This window comes from Pseudomonas sp. NPDC096950 (assembly GCF_044762525.1).
Taxonomy (GTDB): Bacteria; Pseudomonadota; Gammaproteobacteria; order Pseudomonadales; family Pseudomonadaceae; genus Aquipseudomonas.
This window is the reverse complement of sequence record NZ_JBIWEL010000015.1, coordinates 61933-79549: the sequence shown is the minus strand read 5'-3', so window position 1 is coordinate 79549 and position 17617 is coordinate 61933. Positions and strand designations below refer to the sequence as shown.

The 17617-nt window shown below is 59.7% G+C and carries 20 protein-coding genes and 1 pseudogene; 9 read left to right on the top strand and 12 right to left on the bottom strand.

The window, feature by feature from the left end; translation table 11 throughout:
• Window position 1: 1 nt before the first annotated feature.
• Entirely contained in the window at window positions 2-316 is a 315-nt protein-coding gene (locus ACIQY3_RS21755) for a YqjD family protein (RefSeq protein ID WP_133838233.1), read from the bottom strand.
• 306 nt (window positions 317-622) lie between these two features.
• Between ACIQY3_RS21755 and ACIQY3_RS21750 the strand changes: the two genes are divergently transcribed.
• A complete protein-coding gene (locus tag ACIQY3_RS21750; protein WP_054052080.1) occupies window positions 623-1831 on the top strand; it encodes an ammonium transporter in 1209 nt (402 codons plus the stop codon).
• Here ACIQY3_RS21750 and ACIQY3_RS21745 read toward each other — a convergent pair.
• Window positions 1828-3540 (bottom strand): cation:proton antiporter, encoded by a 1713-nt coding sequence (locus tag ACIQY3_RS21745; RefSeq protein ID WP_403023367.1) that lies wholly within the window; start codon window positions 3538-3540, stop codon window positions 1828-1830. The two genes, ACIQY3_RS21750 and ACIQY3_RS21745, sit on opposite strands and share 4 nt — an antisense overlap.
• A 208-nt stretch (window positions 3541-3748) precedes the next feature.
• Between ACIQY3_RS21745 and ACIQY3_RS21740 the strand changes: the two genes are divergently transcribed.
• From ACIQY3_RS21740 to ACIQY3_RS21730, 3 genes are all read left to right on the top strand, one after another.
• The gene (locus ACIQY3_RS21740) at window positions 3749-3985 is read left to right on the top strand and encodes a glutaredoxin family protein (protein WP_403023364.1); all 237 of its coding nucleotides are present in this window, start codon (window positions 3749-3751) and stop codon (window positions 3983-3985) included.
• 151 nt (window positions 3986-4136) lie between these two features.
• Window positions 4137-4445, top strand: coding sequence for a transcriptional regulator (locus ACIQY3_RS21735; RefSeq protein WP_403023361.1), 309 nt, complete (start codon window positions 4137-4139; stop codon window positions 4443-4445).
• Between the two features lie 71 nt (window positions 4446-4516).
• Complete coding sequence (locus ACIQY3_RS21730; protein WP_403023359.1) at window positions 4517-5407, top strand: pseudouridine synthase; 891 nt, start codon at window positions 4517-4519, stop codon at window positions 5405-5407.
• A gap of 78 nt (window positions 5408-5485) precedes the next feature.
• Here ACIQY3_RS21730 and ACIQY3_RS21725 read toward each other — a convergent pair whose 3' ends face one another.
• Both ACIQY3_RS21725 and mobA read right to left on the bottom strand, forming a co-directional pair.
• A complete protein-coding gene (locus tag ACIQY3_RS21725) occupies window positions 5486-5707 on the bottom strand; it encodes a YgdI/YgdR family lipoprotein (protein WP_054052090.1) in 222 nt (73 codons plus the stop codon).
• 77 nt (window positions 5708-5784) lie between these two features.
• Window positions 5785-6387 carry a molybdenum cofactor guanylyltransferase MobA gene (gene mobA / locus ACIQY3_RS21720; protein WP_403023355.1) on the bottom strand — a complete coding sequence of 201 codons (603 nt, stop codon included), beginning with the start codon at window positions 6385-6387 and terminating at the stop codon, window positions 5785-5787.
• 81 nt (window positions 6388-6468) lie between these two features.
• Between mobA and moaB the strand changes: the two genes are divergently transcribed.
• Together moaB and glp are read left to right on the top strand one after the other, a co-directional pair.
• A complete protein-coding gene (moaB, locus tag ACIQY3_RS21715; protein ID WP_092279602.1) occupies window positions 6469-7008 on the top strand; it encodes a molybdenum cofactor biosynthesis protein B in 540 nt (179 codons plus the stop codon).
• A 22-nt stretch (window positions 7009-7030) separates the two neighbouring features.
• Window positions 7031-8218, top strand: coding sequence for a gephyrin-like molybdotransferase Glp (glp, locus tag ACIQY3_RS21710; protein WP_403023620.1), 1188 nt, complete (start codon window positions 7031-7033; stop codon window positions 8216-8218).
• A 55-nt stretch (window positions 8219-8273) separates the two neighbouring features.
• Here glp and ACIQY3_RS21705 read toward each other — a convergent pair whose 3' ends face one another.
• Window positions 8274-8540 carry a hypothetical protein gene (locus ACIQY3_RS21705; protein WP_403023351.1) on the bottom strand — a complete coding sequence of 89 codons (267 nt, stop codon included), beginning with the start codon at window positions 8538-8540 and terminating at the stop codon, window positions 8274-8276.
• Between the two features lie 234 nt (window positions 8541-8774).
• Here ACIQY3_RS21705 and yegS point away from each other — a divergent pair, with 234 nt between their 5' ends.
• Window positions 8775-9692: a lipid kinase YegS gene (yegS, locus tag ACIQY3_RS21700; RefSeq protein ID WP_403023618.1), complete on the top strand. Its 918-nt coding sequence runs from the start codon at window positions 8775-8777 to the stop codon at window positions 9690-9692.
• Here the strand turns inward: yegS and ACIQY3_RS21695 are convergent.
• From ACIQY3_RS21695 to ACIQY3_RS21685, 3 genes are all read right to left on the bottom strand, one after another.
• Window positions 9676-10335 (bottom strand): response regulator, encoded by a 660-nt coding sequence (locus ACIQY3_RS21695; protein ID WP_403023348.1) that lies wholly within the window; start codon window positions 10333-10335, stop codon window positions 9676-9678. The genes yegS and ACIQY3_RS21695 overlap by 17 nt on opposite strands.
• Window positions 10332-11225 carry a sensor histidine kinase gene (locus ACIQY3_RS21690; protein ID WP_403023615.1) on the bottom strand — a complete coding sequence of 298 codons (894 nt, stop codon included), beginning with the start codon at window positions 11223-11225 and terminating at the stop codon, window positions 10332-10334. Before ACIQY3_RS21690 ends, ACIQY3_RS21695 begins: the two co-directional genes overlap by 4 nt.
• Before the next feature lie 515 nt (window positions 11226-11740).
• The gene (locus ACIQY3_RS21685) at window positions 11741-12211 is read right to left on the bottom strand and encodes a hypothetical protein (RefSeq protein ID WP_403023345.1); all 471 of its coding nucleotides are present in this window, start codon (window positions 12209-12211) and stop codon (window positions 11741-11743) included.
• A 443-nt stretch (window positions 12212-12654) separates the two neighbouring features.
• Between ACIQY3_RS21685 and ACIQY3_RS21680 the strand changes: the two genes are divergently transcribed.
• Both ACIQY3_RS21680 and ACIQY3_RS21675 read left to right on the top strand, forming a co-directional pair.
• A complete protein-coding gene (locus ACIQY3_RS21680) occupies window positions 12655-13590 on the top strand; it encodes a chemotaxis protein CheV (RefSeq protein ID WP_054052105.1) in 936 nt (311 codons plus the stop codon).
• A gap of 179 nt (window positions 13591-13769) precedes the next feature.
• Complete coding sequence (locus ACIQY3_RS21675; RefSeq protein WP_403023341.1) at window positions 13770-14576, top strand: MOSC domain-containing protein; 807 nt, start codon at window positions 13770-13772, stop codon at window positions 14574-14576.
• Window positions 14577-14648: 72 nt separating this feature from the next.
• On the opposite strand, the gene ACIQY3_RS21670 is transcribed toward ACIQY3_RS21675, so the two are convergent.
• The 4 genes and pseudogenes from ACIQY3_RS21670 to ACIQY3_RS21655 form a co-directional block, all read right to left on the bottom strand.
• Window positions 14649-14933, bottom strand: a complete 285-nt coding sequence (locus tag ACIQY3_RS21670; protein ID WP_054614024.1) for a pyrimidine/purine nucleoside phosphorylase — start codon at window positions 14931-14933, stop codon at window positions 14649-14651.
• Between the two features lie 70 nt (window positions 14934-15003).
• Window positions 15004-15546, bottom strand: coding sequence for an exonuclease domain-containing protein (locus ACIQY3_RS21665; RefSeq protein ID WP_403023338.1), 543 nt, complete (start codon window positions 15544-15546; stop codon window positions 15004-15006).
• Between the two features lie 71 nt (window positions 15547-15617).
• Window positions 15618-16010, bottom strand: coding sequence for a biotin/lipoyl-containing protein (locus ACIQY3_RS21660; RefSeq protein ID WP_403023612.1), 393 nt, complete (start codon window positions 16008-16010; stop codon window positions 15618-15620).
• Window positions 16011-16111: 101 nt separating this feature from the next.
• Window positions 16112-17579, bottom strand: a pseudogene (locus tag ACIQY3_RS21655) (acetyl/propionyl/methylcrotonyl-CoA carboxylase subunit alpha); the annotation flags it as partial.
• Window positions 17580-17617 lie beyond the last annotated feature (38 nt).

The following is a 17617-nucleotide window of genomic DNA, read 5'->3' as shown; positions in this document are numbered from 1 at the left end:
ATCAGCGACGCGTGGCCAGCAGGCCAATCAGGAAACCCACGCCGGCGGCGATGCCGACCGATTGCCATGGGTTGGCCTGCACGTAATCTTCGGTGGCGGTGACGGCTGCCTGGCCGCGCTGGCGCAGGGAGTCTTCGGTCAGTTTCAGGGTTTCGCGGGCACGCAACAGGCTGTCGTGGATCTGGTCACGCAATTCATCGGCCTGATCGCCGGCGATGGATTTGGTGTGTTCCAGCAACCGTTCGGTGTCGCTGACCAGGGTCTGAAAATCGTTCATCAGGATTTCTTGAGCAGTCTTTGCCTTGATGCTGGCCATGGGTGGATCTCCGTAAGTGGCTTCTGATGCGTTCGAGTATGAGCCTTGGGCGAAGGTTCAGTACAAATGACTGGTACAACTTTTGCTATGCCATGGTGCGTCAGCCTGCGCCGTTGCGCTGTTGCTGGGCATGATTTGAGCAAAACCATAACTCAAATAATCAAAACCCGCGCAAAGGTCATGACCTTGTGCGCCAAAGCGGTTCATTGGAATCAATGCGTTGGTCTCGGCGAGCCGCAACTTGGTGCATGGAATACCTGCGCGAACTGCTTTGGTGCTTTTTTAGCCTTCAGGTCTGCCAACCCCATGGAAAATCTGCAAAGCGCTGTGGACAGTCTGGTCCATAGCTCCAATACGTTGTTCATTTTGATCGGTGCTGTCATGGTTTTAGCCATGCACGCCGGTTTCGCGTTTCTGGAAGTCGGCACGGTTCGGCAAAAGAACCAGGTCAACGCCTTGTCGAAGATCCTCAGCGACTTCGCCATTTCGACGTTGGCGTATTTCTTTATAGGCTACTGGATTTCCTACGGCGTGACTTTCATGCAACCGGCGGCGGTGATCAATGCCGATCACGGTTACGGTCTGGTGAAATTCTTCTTCCTGCTGACCTTCGCGGCGGCGATCCCGGCGATCATTTCCGGTGGCATCGCCGAGCGTGCACGCTTCGTTCCGCAGTTGTGTGCGACGGCGTTGATCGTGGCGTTCATCTACCCTTTTTTCGAAGGCATGATCTGGAACGGTAACTTCGGTGTGCAAGCCTGGTTGCTCCAGCACTTTGGCGCCAGCTTCCATGATTTCGCCGGCTCGGTGGTGGTCCATGCCATGGGCGGCTGGCTGGCGCTGGCGGCGGTGCTGTTGCTCGGGCCACGTCAGGGGCGATATCGCGACGGTCGGCTGGTGGCGTTCGCGCCGTCGAGCATTCCCTTCCTGGCCTTGGGCTCGTGGATTCTCATCGTCGGTTGGTTCGGTTTTAACGTGATGAGTGCGCAAACGCTGCAAGGTGTCAGTGGCTTGGTGGCGGTGAATTCGCTGATGGCGATGGTCGGCGGCACCGTGGCGGCGTTGATTGTCGGGCGCAATGACCCGGGCTTCCTGCATAACGGCCCGCTGGCCGGGCTGGTGGCGATCTGCGCCGGTTCTGACTTGATGCACCCGGTGGGCGCGTTGGTGACCGGTGCGATTGCCGGGGCCTTGTTTGTCTGGTGCTTTACCGCTGCGCAAGGCAAATGGCACATCGATGATGTGCTGGGTGTCTGGCCGTTGCATGGTTTGTGCGGCGTCTGGGGCGGGATTGCTTGCGGCATCTTCGGCCAGACGGCGCTGGGCGGCCTCGGCGGTGTGAGCCTGATCAGCCAGTTGATCGGCACCTCGCTGGGGGTGATCGTGGCACTGGCCGGCGGTTTTGCGGTGTACGGCACGATCAAGGCTTTCCATGGTTTGCGCCTGAGCCAGGAAGAAGAGTATTACGGCGCGGACTTGTCGGTGCACAAGATCGGCGCCGTGAGCCAGGACTAGTTTTCCTCATCTTCAGCTCCGGGATAAAACCGGTGCAGCAGGCTGTAGCGGTCATGCCGGACCTGATCGACCCTCTCCTGGACCTGATGCGCCGGCAAGCCCAGCATGATGAGCGCATGGGACGCGAGCATCAGGCTCGACTCCAGCAGTTCCGGCACCACCTCATTGGCGCCGGCCGCTTTCAATTCGGCCCACTGACTGTCGTCCCGGGTGCGCACCAGGATCGGCACGCTCGGGTTGTATCGACGGGCTTCCTTGAGGATCAGCAAGGCAATGTCAGTCTGGTCCACGGCGATCACCAGCAACCGGGCACGCTCCAGCCCCACGGCGGCGAGCAACTCGCCGCGACGTGAATCGCCGTAGTGCACGCTGCTTTCCTCGGCGGCCGCTTCCTGGACCCGCACCGGATCGTTATCCAGCGCGATATAAGGTTGTTGGGCGTTGTGCAGAAAGCGTCCGATGGACTGGCCCACGCGACCGTAACCGCAAATCACTACATGGCTATGCAGGCCGGCGTTGAGCGCGCTGATTTCCTCGAGTTTTGCTTCTTCGTTAGGTTTGCGGTGCAAGCGCGCGGCAATGCGTGGCGCGGCGCGCAGCAACAGCGGCGTGACCAGCATTGAACAGAACGTCGCCGCCAGCAGCAGGCCGCCAAGGTCGGCGGGCATCAATTTGTGCTGTTGCATCTGTGCCATCAAGGCAAAGCAGAATTCGCCGCCCTGGGCCAGCGCCAGGCCACTGCGCCACGCGGTCTCGCCGTCGCTGCCGCGCCATTTCACCAGCAGGGCCACCACGCTGCCCTTGATCAGCAGCAACCCGAGCGTCAGGCCGAGGATCAACAAGCCGTGGCTGGCAAACAGCTGCAAGTCGATCAGCATGCCGATACTGACGAAAAACAAGCCCAGCAGGATGTCGCGGAACGGCCGGATATCAGCTTCGATCTGATGCCGGTAATGGCTTTCCCCCAGCAGCATGCCGGCCAGGAATGCGCCGAGGGCGGGGGAGAGGCCAAGCAAATGCGTGAGCCAGGCAGTCAGCAGCACAATCACCAGCGCCAACAGCACGAACAGTTCCGCAGAACGGGACGCGGCGACTTCCTGAAACAACCGGGGCAGCAGCCAGCGGCTGGCCAGCAACAGGCCGACGAACAGAAATACGGTTTTGGCCAGTGTCAGGGGCAGTGCCCAGTACCATGCTTGATCGCTGCTGCCGGCGAACACCGGCACCAGGGTCAGCAGCAACACCGCCACCACGTCTTGAAACAGCAGCACGCCAATCGCATTCTGGCCATGGCTGCTGAAAATCTCCCCCAGGCTACCCAGCTCCTTGCTGACGATGGCCGTGGAAGACAACGCCAGGCCGGCGCCGAGCAACAAAGCCGGGGTCACCGACATGCCGAACAGCATCAGCAAGGCCCCCAGCAGCGACCCGGAAACCAGCACTTGCAGGCTGCCGAGGCCGAACACCACTTGGCGCAGTGCGAGCATTTTCGTCAGGGAAAACTCCAGCCCCAGGGAGAACAGCAGAAACACCACGCCCAGTTCGGCGAGGTCCGGCAGCTCTTCGCTTTTGTCCACCCAGTCGAATGCCGTCGGCCCGACCATCAGCCCCACGCACAGGTAGCCCAGCACCGGCGGCAAGCGCAGGCGCCGAAACAGGGCAATGACCACCAGGGAGGAGGCGAGGATGATCAACAGATTGGCAAACACTGAAAACTCCGGTGAAGGGCTCGGGCTATCCAAGCGTAGAGGCAAAAAAAGCCAAGAGCATCGCGCAAAGCGGATTGCGCGCAAATGATGTGCATCAGGAAATTGCCGAAACCTTTTGAAATCGACTGGCGGGCCCTGGGGGCGTTGGCTCGACGGTTGATGGTGGTGGGGCCTAGAATGAACCCATACTTTATCGGGTCTGTTTCTCATGCCTCCTGAATGTCAGCTGTTCGGCACCCTGGGTTGCCATCTCTGTGAACTTGCCGAAGAAGAACTGATGCCCCTGGTCGAGCACGGTTTGATGGTCGAGTTGGTCGATATCGCGGAAAACGAGGATTGGGTCGAAGACTACAGCCTGCGTATCCCGGTGTTGCGGCGTCTCGATACCGGTGCTGAGCTGGATTGGCCTTTCGATGCCGAGCAGGTCGTGGCGTTCTTGCGTTAGGTTTCCCCATCCGTCGCGGTGTTGTGTTCCGCCATTGGCGAAAAACAGGTTATTCGGTTACTGTATGTTCATACAGTTATTCGGATTGCCTGCCTTGCGTCTTCCCATTACGGATTTGGCTAGGTGATCCCGCTAGTCAGAGGGATGAACCGTGGTCAATGTCGAACAATTGAAGAACAGCGTGAATCGGATGCCGATCGACGTGGTGCGCGAGGCGGTTCTCGAACTGCGTCTGGATGGCCTGGTCACCGAAGGTAAAACCCCCTTCAACAAGCTGCATTTCAACACCTGTTTCGCCGAAATCGAAGCCTTGTTCCAGCGTGCGGGTTATCACCGGCAACTGGATGTCGTGGGGTATCAGGGTTTGATGTATGCGCTTTACGATCCCGGTCGCTGGGAAGCGGTGGATGTGTTGCGCTGGCTCAAGGAATTCACCGAGGCCGCCGCGCGGACCGCTTGAGGAATCTCCGCTAGGTTCGTTCTGATCGCTGTTGGATAATGCCGCCCTGTATTGAGGGTTAGAGCGTTCGTATGTCCACTTCATCGTTTTCCGCTGCACACAGCCAGGCCAGCACCCTCTATCTGCCACCTGGCCCGTGGCAGACCGTGCTCGACTGCCTGTGCGAGCATTTTGGCGCTATCGGTCGTGAACAATGGCTGGACCGCATCGCTCGCGGCCGGGTCCTCGACGGTCATGGCCAGCCGATCGCCCTGGACCTGCCGTACAAGGAAGGGCTGCGGATTCATTATTTCCGTGAAGTGCCGGACGAGAAGCCGATCCCGGTGGTCGAGTCGATCCTGTACGCCGACGAGCATCTGGTGGTCGCGGACAAACCGCACTTCCTGCCCGTGACGCCGGCTGGCGAATACGTGGAACAAACCCTGCTGCGACGGCTGATCCACCGTCTGGATAACCCGCATCTGGTGCCGCTGCACCGCATTGACCGGCATACGGCGGGGCTGGTGCTGTTTTCCGCCAACCCCCAGACGCGTTCGGCGTATCAGTCGTTGTTCCCGACGCGGCAGATCGAAAAGCGCTACGAGGCGATTGCCCGGGCGTTGCCTGAGTTGTCCTTTCCGTTGGTGCATAAAAGCCGGTTGGTGGATGGCGAACCGTTTTTTCGCATGCAGGAAGGCCCTGGCGTCAGCAATACCGAGACGGCTGTCGAGGTCCGGGAGAAAAACGGCGAACTCTGGCGTTACGGGCTCTACCCGGTAACGGGCAAGAAGCACCAGTTGCGGGTACACATGACCGCTTTGGGCGCCAGTATCTGCAATGATCCGTTCTATCCACAGGTCCTCAAGGATGTCGAGGATGACTACGCCAATCCCTTGAAGCTGCTGGCCCAGGGGCTGCGCTTTGTGGACCCGGTCACCGGTGAGGAACGCGCCTTCGAAAGCACCATCACCTTGCAGTGGTGATCGGCACCGCACTTTTCTACACCCACGAAAAAGCCCGCATTTAGCGGGCTTTTCTGTATCCGGTTGTCACTGCAAGGATTACAGATCCTTAACGGTACGAACCTGATCCTTGTTAATGCGGGTGTGCTTGCCGTCCAGCTGTTCGAACTCGTAGAAACCCGACTCTTCATCGAATTTAGGTTGGTCGACGGCCTGGATTTCACGACCATCATTCAAGGTGATCACTGTTGGCGAAGCGCAACCGGCGAGGGTAGCCAGGCCCAGTGCGAGCATGAAAGTGGCGAGGGTCCGTTGAGTCATGAGTGTGTCTCCGAATATGAATACTTTTGGTTACTGAGCTTGTAGACGTATGCAACGCGCGCAAGTTCCTTCTCGTGTCAGTCTGACACAGTGTTGTGTGCAGTTAACAGTTCTGGCGTGTTCAGATTGGCCAGTCGAGGGTCGTTGTCCGGGCATTGCAGGGCCGTGGCGCCCAGCTGCCGCATGATTCGGCCCGGGCTGCGCTCGCCCTCGTTCCAGGCATTTTCGAAGGCATTTGAAAGGACGACGGGAATAATGCACAGCAACGGTTCCCAGTGGTCGCCGTGGCGCAGCATCAACGGCTTGTCCGGATGCTGTGCGGCAGTTTCGCGCATGCCTTGCAGCAGCGCGGCATCGATACGTGGCACATCACAGGGTAAAACCAGCAAATGGGCATGGCGAGCCGCTTTCAGGCCGGCCCGGATACCGGCCAGCGGCCCAGGAAAATCGGCGTGATCATCCACCACCAGTTGGTCGGCGTAGGGCGCGTATTTTTCCTGGTTTCTGTTGCAGGAGATGATCAGGTCGTCGCTCAGCGCGCGGGTCTTGCGGTGCAGGTGGGCAATCAGCGGTTCTCCATGCCACTCGATCAGCCCCTTGTCCTGGCCGCCCATACGCTGGCCACGTCCACCCGCCAGGAGCAGAATTGAACAGGTCGGCAACGGTGTCGTTGAAGTCATGGCAGCTCTCCATGGGGGCGGCGAAAAATTGAGGCGCTGTGATATAACACCGGGCTGTTTTCCCTACAACTGGACGAGCCTATGAAAGCCAAGGCTGATGTACCTTTCGCGCCGCTCAACATCGCGGTGCTGACGGTTAGCGATACCCGTACCCTGGAAACCGACACCTCTGGCCAGGTCTTTGTCGACCGCCTGAGCGCTGCCGGTCACAACCTCGCGGCGCGGGTGCTGCTTAAAGATGACCTGTACAAAATTCGCGCGCAAGTCGCCACCTGGATTGCCGACGATGTGGTGCAGGTCGTGCTGATTACAGGCGGTACCGGGTTTACTGGCCGCGACAGCACGCCGGAAGCGGTGAGTTGCCTGCTGGATAAGCAGGTCGATGGTTTCGGTGAGTTGTTCCGGCAGATTTCCGTGGCGGACATTGGCACCTCGACCGTGCAGTCCCGGGCATTGGCCGGTCTGGCCAACGGCACGCTGGTTTGCTGCTTGCCGGGTTCGACCAACGCCGTGCGTACCGGTTGGGATGGCATTCTCGCCGAACAACTGGATTCGCGGCACCGCCCGTGCAATTTCGTCCCTCATCTGAAACAGGCGGCACCCTGTGAATCCCGCGGGTAAGCCCGGCAAGACCGGCAGCTTGATGCCGGTCGAGGTGGCACTGGCACGCCTGCTGGAAATGGCCGAGGCGGCACCGATCCGTGAAACTGAGCGCTTGCCGTTGGCGCAGGTTCAGGGCCGTGTGCTGGCAGAGGATCTGGTCTCGACGCTGGACCTGCCGCCCTGGCCCAACAGTGCCATGGACGGTTATGCCTTGCGTCTGGCCGACTGGACCGGTGAACCGTTGGTGGTCAGTCAGAAGATCTTCGCTGGCCAGGCCCCGCAACCGTTGCAGCCTGGCACCTGTGCTCGAATCTTCACCGGTGCCCCAGTGCCTGCCGGTGCCGACTGCGTCGAGATGCAGGAGAATGCCGAGGTCTTGGCGGACGAGCGCGTACGTTTCACCGAAATCATGACGCCGGGCCAGAACATTCGTCCACAAGGCCAGGAAACCACTGTCGGTGAACGGGTCTTGTCCGCCGGCACGCGTCTTGGTCCTATTGAACAAGGGTTGGCGGCTTCGCTGGGATGTGGCGAACTGGCGGTGGTGCGCAAGGTCCGTGTGGCGGTGCTGTCCACCGGTGATGAGCTGATCGAGCCCGGTCAGGCGTTGGGGCCGGGGCAGATCTACAACAGTAATCGTGTGTTGCTGTGCAGCTGGTTGCAACGTTTGGGCTGCGAGGTGATTGATGCCGGCATCCTGGTGGATGATTTGGTCATAACTCGTGCTCGTTTGGGCGAACTGAGCAATGTCGACCTGATTTTGTCCACGGGCGGTGTGTCAGTGGGTGAGGCCGACTTCCTCGGCATTGCCTTGCGCGAAGAGGGCGAGCTGGCCTTGTGGAAACTCGCCATCAAACCCGGCAAACCGCTCACGTTTGGGCATTTCCGTGGTGTACCGGTGATTGGTCTGCCGGGTAATCCGGCTTCGACGCTGGTGACCTTTGCCTTGCTGGCGCGGCCTTATCTCCTGCGCCGTCAGGGTGTCCAGGAGGTCGAACCGCTGAAATTCCCGGTGCCGGCAGGGTTTGTCTGGCCCAAGGCTGGCAATCGACGGGAGTACCTGCGTGGGCGCATCGAGAACGGTCGGGCAACCATCTACAGGAACCAGAGTTCCGGCGTATTGCGCAGCGCTGCCTGGGCTGAAGGCCTGGTAGAAGTGCTGGAAGACCGCACGTTGGTCGAGGGTGAATATGTCAACTTCATCCCCCTGAGTGAAGTCTTGGGTTGATGCCTGCCGAAGCAAGCCCGGTGAATCGAGCCGGGCCTTGCGTCCACCCTGCCGTTTAATGAGACAGCAGTGTCACGACCTGATCGAACCGGCTGTTGGCGATCCATCCCAGTAGCCCCAGGGCCACGGCACCTGCGCCCGCCGAGTAGGCCAGTCGCTGCTTGATGGATTTGACGTCACCACGCACTTCGTCCATGTCTCTGCGGATGTACTTGAGGTGGGTCTCCAGCTCAACGACGCGAGGTTCCATATCGACTTCTCCAGCAGGTTTTGCGCTGTTTTTGAATTCAGCGTGATGAGCCCTTAAGGCGTTTGCATTCATTGCGTGCACATCCTTGTGTGTTTGTAGGTTGATGATTGAAACCACAGGCCCCAACGTTGTACCAATCACCTGGCTCGGTCAATTGAGCCGATTCCTCATGTTTCGTAAGAAAAAATACCGGGTTGTAGGACCCTGGCCGCCGGGACTCTGAATTAATTCAAGTTTTCCTGACTTTTTTGCGTGCCTGTGAGGTCAACATCTCCCATACGGATTCCAATCATGGGAGTGATGACAATGGGTGAGCGCAAGGCGCTGTTGATTCTGCATGGCAAGCAGGCACTCAACGAGGAAGTCCGCGCGGCCGTTGAAGGCAAGCGCAAACAGGGATGGGAGCTGGCCGTTCGCCTGACCTGGGAGGCCGGCGACGCCGCGCGCCTGGTGGATGAAGCGCTGGCCGCTGGATACACGCAAGTGATTGCCGGTGGCGGCGATGGCACCTTGCGGGATATTGCCGAAGCCATGGCGGCGCATTCGAATGAGGCCAGCCTGGTGCTGCTACCGTTGGGCACCGCCAATGATTTTGCGCGCGCCGCCGGCATTTCCCTGGAGCCTGCTCAGGCACTGGAACTGCTGGACAGTGCCCCGAGCGCCATTGATCTGGGCACCGTCGGCGGGCAAGCGTTCCTGAACATGGCCACCGGCGGGTTTGGCAGTAACGTCACGGCCAACACCTCGGAGGACCTGAAAAAGATCCTCGGTGGTGCGGCGTATCTGTTCACGGGTTTATCGCGCTTCAGTGAATTGCATGCCGCCTATGGCGAATTGCAGGGGCCGGACTTTCATTGGCGTGGCGAACTGTTGGCGCTGGGCATCGGCAATGGCCGACAGGCCGGTGGCGGTCGTGTGCTGTGCCCGGAGGCACTGGTTGACGATGGGTTGCTGGACATCAGCATTCTGCCGGCACCCCAGGAGGTGGTCGGCACGTTGAAGAACTTGCTGACCGAGGGCTTCGGCATCGACAACATGTTCGTGCGGGCCCGTTTGCCGTGGGTCGAGATCAAGGTGTCGGAAGGCCTGCACATCAATCTGGATGGCGAACCCCTGGAGGGCGACGACCTGCGTTTCGAGGCGCGTCCGGCGGCGCTGCGCGTGCACTTGCCGCCGAACTCGCCGCTGCTGGGCTCAACACCAGCCGTCAATCGTCCAGGCTGATGATTTGCTCACGCACGGCGAACAGCACCAGGCCGGCCACGTCGTAGATCTGCAAGCGTTTCATGATCTGCGAGCGGTGGGTTTCGACGGTCTTGATGCTCAGGCCCAGGCCGTTGGCGATTTCCCGGGTGGATTTGCCGCGCACGATCAGCCGCAGGATTTCCAGCTGGCGCGCCGTCAGGTTGTGGGCGTCCGGTATCGGCGCCTGGTTTTTCTGGGTGCGAGTCAGCGCCTGGTTGATCACCGTGTGGGCGATGGCCGGGCTCAGGTAGCGCTCGTTATTACGCAAGGCGTCCAGGGCGTGTTCGAGTTCGACGGCCGTGGTGTCCTTGAGCAAGTAGCCGTGGGCCCCGGATTCCAGCGCCTGCATGATCAGCGTCGGGTCGGTGTGCATCGACAGGATCAGCACCTTGCTCTGCGGGCGAACTCTTTTGAGGCGCTGCAAGGCTTCGAGGCCGCCGGTCTCCTTCATGGAGATATCCAGCAGGACGATGTCCGGGGACAGTTGCTCGACCATCTCCAGCAGTTGCGAGCCGTCATTGGCCTCGCCGACTACCGCGTAGCCGGGAATATCCAGCACCAGAGCGCGCACGCCTGCCCGGATAAGCGAGTGGTCATCCACCAGAAGTAAGTTACAAGTCAACGCATAACCTTATTCGTACTGGCCCGTTCGAGCGCGCGGGGCGCCCAGGGGAAAAGTGCTTCGATTTGAGTGCCTTTGCCTGGCTCGCTGGTCACGGTCAAAGTCCCGCCCAATTGCTCGATCCGCTCCGACATCCCGGCCATTCCCCGCTGTCCCTCGCGCCCGGGGTTTGCCGCGGGCGCAAAGCCCAGGCCGTCGTCGCTGATCAGCAATGTCAGGCCCTGGGGCAGGCGTTGTACGCGTACCAGTAAATTCCGGGCCTCGGCGTGACGCAAAATATTGGTGACGGCTTCCTGGGTAATCCGAAAGGCTGCGACGGCCATTTCTTCCGGGAGGCCGGTCAAGCGCTGATGGCATTCCAGGCTCCAGTGCACCGAGGTGTTGGCCAGGGTCTTGAGCAAGTGTGCGCGCAGGCTGGCTTCCAGGCCAAGACTGGTCAACTGCCGGGGATTGAGAATGGCTGAAACGTCGCGCACCTTGGTCAAGGTTTCTTCCAGGGTGTCGCAAAGTACCGAGCACTGACCCTGCAGGTCTTCGGGGAGTCGGCGCTTAAGCCATTCACTTTGCAGTTTTGCAGCGGTCAGCAATTGGCCGATATCGTCATGCAGTTCGCGGCTGAGTCGATGGCGTTCGTTTTCCTGGACTTCCAGAAGCCGGTCGGCCAACTCTTGAGGCTGAAACTTGATCGATTTGCGCGACAGGCGATGCCCGACCCAGACACAGGCCAATGCTGCGATGTTGAGCACCAGCAGGCTCGCCGGCAGGCGAGTGGACAGGCCATAGACCAGCAGGCTGCCAAGTGCCGAGCAGGTACACAGCAACAGCGTGAACCGGCGCGCGTTTTCTCGGGAGGGTGGCCACGTGGTGATTGACTTGAGGCTGGCGTACATAGCAGATGGAGCCAATGGATGTTCGCTGCGGGTAGATCCGTCATGGTGGCTGACGGGTCTCTGTCTGAAAAACTTTTGGGTGAATCACCGACTTCAACGGGGCAAACCAAAGGACGAAATACAGCGTTGAAGTTTAGCGGGCTGCTCTCGTCTGGAATCAGAGTGCCATTAATTGACGCCAACTAATGGCCGGCATAATACCACTTAAGATACCGTTGGTCGCGTTTGGTATATATGTCTATACAGTCAGGAATTAAGGTGCGCTGGACGTTGGTTCCATAATGGAAAAAGTTTGGTTTTCTGTCACGTGAAGATAGTGAAGGTGCCTGGATTTTAATTTTAAAGTCAGGCATTACCTGAGCCCGAGACAGAAAGTCCGTGCTCGACAGGAATAGTTATTTGTAATGAGTTGTCGTTGACAGATATGAAATATTCAATTGCGACATGAGCGTTCAAGTTATTGCGCCGGGGTTTGGCAATAACAAAACCAGCCGACGAATAGTTGCCCGGCAAATTTAAGCTTGTCGTTCCGAGAAGGCCACGAGGGTCAGTGGTTTGGCGTGGACCGGTGGTTGAAACCGGCTTTGCCCGACCTGAAAGGCAAACGCTTCGATCAGCGATGTCTGCTCGCTGTCATCCAGGCTCAACTGGCCGGTTCGTGGGTCGATGAGTTCAAGTTGCCAGGCCAGTAGCGTCAGGCAATCTTTCAGCGCTTCCAGGGCCTGATCGTTCAGCAACATGTGATGCTGGGCGTGGTTCAACAAGCCATGAATATGCAGCGAAAACTCCGAGACCGCTTCCAGCGCCAGGGCGTCGGCCTTGTTCGCCAGCTTGAGCAGGGTGCTGAGCATGCAGTCGATGGCGTCCGTATCATTGCTGATCAGTTGCAGATGACTGAGACATTCCTCGGTTTTGCCCAGGAGTGTTTCAGCCTCGACAAGAAACTCGGGAAGCCCTTGAGTCCCCTCTTTATGGTCGTTCGGCATGCTTATCTCCACAACGTCATGTCAGATGAGGGAATGTCGTGTGTGTCGATGATCACGAGTTTTTGCGCGAGCGCACCCCGGCGGGCTTTTGCGCACGCTGGGTAACTCGAGAGGGTGGAGGGCCACTGACCTGCGATCGCACACAAAAGCCTGACTCCGTTCATGCAATGAGAATGGCGTCACATTAATGGCTATTGGATATTGCGAATATCAGGTTGGGCCTGATTGTTACTAGGGGAATCCCTTACACAGGGGAACCTATCGTGCAAACCGAGGTCGCGCGGCAGGGAATAAAGCGTGATGAAAATCACGAGGCCAGTAAAGCATGATGTTAATGTGACATCAATGCCTGAGCATGGCATTTTGTCGGGGGGTCAAGGTCCGGCAATAACAGCCGATAACCCTCTTTAGTGAATTCATCAGAACAAGCCCAGGAGTCATTGATGGCCGGCATTCTCGACACGGTAGACCAACGCACGCAACTGGTGGGTGAGAATCGCCTGGAAATTCTCATGTTCCGGTTGGCCGGGCGACAATTGTTCGCGATCAACGTCTTTAAAGTTCAAGAAGTCCTGCAACTGCCGAAACTGACCCTGATGCCCCAGCGTCACCCGTTTGTCTGCGGTGTGGTCAACCTGCGTGGCCAGACGTTGCCGGTGATCGACCTGTCCCAGGCCATCGGCATGCGTCCCCTGGTGCCAAGCCCAACCAGCACGATCATCGTCACCGAGTACAACCGCTCGGTGCAGGCGTTCCTGGTCGGTGGTGTGGACCGCATCGTCAACATGAACTGGGAAGCCATTCTGCCGCCGCCGACCAGCGCCGGTCGCCAGCATTACCTGACGGCTATCAGCAAGGTCGATGACCAGTTGGTGGAAATCATCGACGTGGAAAAAGTCCTCGCCGAAATCGTCCCTTACAACGCCAAAGTGTCCAAGGACAAACTCGATGACCCGGTGCTGGAACGCGCCCGTGGCCGTGAAGTGCTGCTGGTGGACGACTCCAACGTGGCGCTCTCGCAACTGCGTGACACCCTTGGCCAGTTGGGCGTGAAGATGCACATCGCCAGCGATGGCCTGAAAGCCCTGAACATGCTCAAGGCCTGGGCCGATACCGGCGTGGTCATGACCGACAAACTGCTGATGATCTTCACCGACGCGGAAATGCCGGAAATGGACGGCTATCGCCTGACCACCGAGATCCGTAACGACCCGCGCCTGCGTGGCCTCTACGTGGTCCTGCACACCTCGTTGTCCGGCAGTTTCAACGATTCGATGGTGAAGAAGGTCGGCTGCGACAACTTCCTCTCCAAGTTCCAGCCGGACAAGCTTGTGGATGTAGTGCGCCAGCGCCTGATGCTCGACGAAGTGCCGGCATAAGGTAGTACACGATCCACCTGTGGGAGCGGGCTTGCTCGCGAAAGCGGTAGGACAGTCGACATCAATGTTGAATGTTAAGCCGCTTTCGCGAGCAAGCCCGCTCCCACAGGTTTTTTTGCCTTTGATTCAGTGATCAAGCTCGTATAGGGTGGCTTTTTTTGCCCACCAGGGAGCAGGCAATGCTGCGTCTGAGCGCGCTTTATCGTTATCCGTTGAAATCCGGCAAGGGCGAGACCCTGCAACAGGTCAGCCTCGACAAACTGGGCCTGGACGGTGATCGACGCTGGATGCTGGTAGACGAAGCCAGCGGGCGCTTCCTGACCCAACGGGCAGTGGCGCAGATGAGCCAGTTGTCGGCGTTGTGGAATGCCGACGGCGGCCTGACCCTCAGTGCGCCGGGCCATGCACCGATCGATATCGCCTTGCCCGGCACGGAAGCAGAACTGCGCGGCGTGACCATTTGGCGCGACACCTTGCGTGTGCCTGATGCCGGCGACGCGGCGGGTGCCTGGGTCAGTCAATTCATCGGCAAGCCGACGCGGCTGGTGCAAGTGCCGCTGGATCGCGCGCGCACCACCCAGGCCGGTTACGGCAAGGACGACGATCAGGTGGCCTTCGCCGATGGCTTCCCGCTGTTGCTGATCGGGCAGGCGTCGCTGGAAGACTTGTCGAGCAGAGTAGGGCGTCCGCTGGAAATGCTGCGCTTCCGGCCCAATCTGGTGATCGAAGGCAGCGAGGCCTATGCCGAAGATGGCTGGAAACGCATTCGCATCGGCGACGTCGAGTTTCGCGTAGTCAAGTCGTGCTCGCGCTGCATCCTGACGACTATTGATCCGCAAACCGGTGTCCGCAGTGAAGATCGCGAGCCACTGGCCACGCTGCAGAAGTACCGGGCGGAAGAGGATGGCGCGATGTTCGGCCAGAACCTGGTCAACGACAGCAACGGTCGACTTAAAGTCGGCATGCCGGTAACGATCCTCGAGTAACCGGCACTATGAACGAAAAATGCCCGTGTCCTTGGACACGGGCATTTTTTGTCGCTGTGAAAACCCAGGGTTTTAGCCGCGGTATTCGCACAGGTAAGCGGTGTCGACGGCCACTTTCAGCTGGAATTTGCTGTTGGCGGGTACGTTGAACTGGCTGCCGGCGGCGAAGGTTTCCCAGTCGCTGCTGTCCGGCAACTTGACGGTCAGGGCGCCGGTCACCACGTGCATGATTTCACGCTGGCTGGTGCCGAATTCGTATTCGCCCGGGGCCATGACGCCGATGGTCGCCGGACCTTCAGCAGTGCCAAAGGCGATCGACTTGACGGTGCCGTCGAAGTACTCGTTGACTTTAAACATGGGCGATTCCTCGAAAAAGGGCTTAAAAGGGCCGGCCAGTATGCACAACGCCCCTTGTGTCGTCACCTGCCTAGATGGGAAGTACCAGTGGCAATAACCGCGCGGTATTGCGTGCGTCCTCCAGTGCCCGGTGCTGCTGGCCATTGAACTGCATGCCCGCCAGTTGCAGCGCGCCGTTGAGCCCCAACGGCCGTTCCAGTCGCCGTGCCTTGGCGAAACGCTGCTTGAGGTTCATGTGCGGCACTTGGCTCAAGAAACTCTCGAGTTGCAGGCGCTGCCATTCCTGAAGCAATTGTTTTCGGTCGTAATCGCCCCAACTGGCCCACCCCTCCAGACGCGAATGATGCTGGCCGAGCCAGCGCTCGAACGCCGGCCAGACCTCGGTCAGCGGCTGCGCGGTATCGATATTGGCCTGGGTGATGTGGGTCAACTCGCGGCAAAACGGTGTCAGCAATGGCCGGCGCGTCGGGCGTACGAAGCGCTGGAATTGATCCAGTTCCCGGCCTTTTCGGTCCACCAGGGTGGCACCGATTTCGATGATTTCCATCTCTGTGACTGGCCAGCCGCCCTCATCGGTGGTGGCTTCCAGATCAATGACCAACCAGTGAGGCATCGCAAGGTTCCTGGTATCCGCGTCCTGATAGGGCTTGAGCGTAGCCAAACCCGGCGGATCCGCCTAGCGCCTTATTCGACCTCCAACAAAATCTGACGATTTTTGACCTGGTCGCCGACCCTGACCTGCAAGCGTTTGAGCACGCCGTCGATGCCGGATTTCAGCGGATGCTCCATTTTCATGGCCTCCAGCACTACCAATAGCTGCCCCTTGCTGACGGTGCTGCCCTCACTGACCAGCACGTCGACGATCGCCCCGTCCATCGGTGCCTTGAGCGTGCCGGAGCTGACGCTGGCAAGGCTGCTGACCGGCTGTTGGGTGCGATCTTCCAGTCTCAGGCTGCCGGGGCGGGTAAACAGCCAGAGCTGTCCGGCGTCGAGGCGGTAGGCGTGACGTTGGCGGATGCCATCGATTTCCAGGGTGGCGTGGTGTCCGTCGCAGTGGAGGATCTTCAATGTGAGCATCCGATCGCCGACCTGTAGCCGGAACGGCTCACCAGGCTCCGCATTCAATTCCACGGTCCAGTCCCGGTCTTCCACGCCGATCCGGTAGTGCAGTGGCACGCTGGCATTGTTGCGCCAACCGGCCAACGGGATGGCGTGTTGCTGTGCTGAAGCCTGATAGAGCAGCGTCGTCGCGATGGCCAGTTCTTCGGCGCTCGGAACGTGGGCATGCAGGCAGGGATGTTCGGCGAAGTGCGTCGGGATAAACCCGGTGCTGAATTCGCCGCTGATAAATTGTGGGTGTTCGAGAAGGCTGGCGAGCAGGCGCTGATTGCTTTGCACGCCCAGCAGCACGCTGTCCTGTACAGCTCGCACCAACTTGCGCCGGGCTTCTTCACGGGTGGCGCCGTGGGCGATGAGTTTGCCCAGCAGCGGGTCGTAGAAGGGGCTGATGGGCTGGCCTTCGATCAGGCCATGGTCGATGCGCACACCGCTTTGCAACGCCGGCTCCCACGCGTCGATGCGTCCGGTCTGCGGCAGGAAACCCTGGGCCGGGTCTTCGGCGTACAAACGCACTTCGATGGCATGCCCGTCGAGTCGCACCTGATCCTGACGCAATGGCAGCGGCAGACCTTCGGCAACGTGCAGTTGCCAGGCCACCAGGTCCAGGCCGGTGATCAGTTCGGTCACGGGGTGTTCCACTTGCAGCCGGGTGTTCATCTCCAGAAAGTAAAACTGCCCGCGTGCATCCAGCAGAAACTCCACCGTGCCAGCGCCGACATAACTCACCGCGCGTCCGGCCTTGAGCGCCGCTTCGCCCATGGCCTGGCGCAATTCGGCGGTCATCACCGGGCAAGGCGCTTCCTCGATGATTTTCTGGTGCCGGCGCTGGATCGAACAGTCGCGCTCGCCGAGGTAGATCAGGTTGCCGTGCTGGTCGCCGAACACCTGCACCTCGACGTGGCGCGGATCAATCAGCGCCTGTTCGAGAATCAATTCATCACTGCCAAAGCCGTGCAGGGCTTCGGAACGTGCCGTGCGCAGTTGTTCCAGCAAATCACTGGCATCGTGCACCAGACGCATGCCACGCCCACCACCGCCAGCGCTGGCCTTGATCATCAGCGGGTAGCCGATTCGATCGGCCTCGCGGCTGAGGGTCTCGTCGTCCTGTGCGGCCCCTTGATAACCGCTGATGCAGGGCACACCGGCTTCAATCATGGCGAGTTTCGACAGGCGTTTGCTGCCCATCAGCTCAATGGCTTCGGGGCTGGGGCCGATGAAGGTGATGTTGGCCTGTTGGCAGGCGAGGGCGAATTCGGCGTTTTCCGAGAGGAAGCCATAGCCGGGATGGATCGCATCAGCGCCGGTGCGGCGGGCGGCCTCGATGATCGCCGGGATGTTCAGGTAGGACTGCTGCACCGGGGCGGGGCCAATGTTTACGGCTTCGTCGGCCATCTGAACGTGCAGGGCAGCGGCGTCGGCGTCGCTGAACACCGCGACGGTACGGTAGCCCAGGGCCTGGGCGGTGCGCTGGATGCGGCAGGCGATTTCACCGCGGTTGGCGATCAGGATTTTGCGGAGTCCGGGCATGGTTTATTCCCTTGGTTTTGCGGTGGATGTGATGGCCT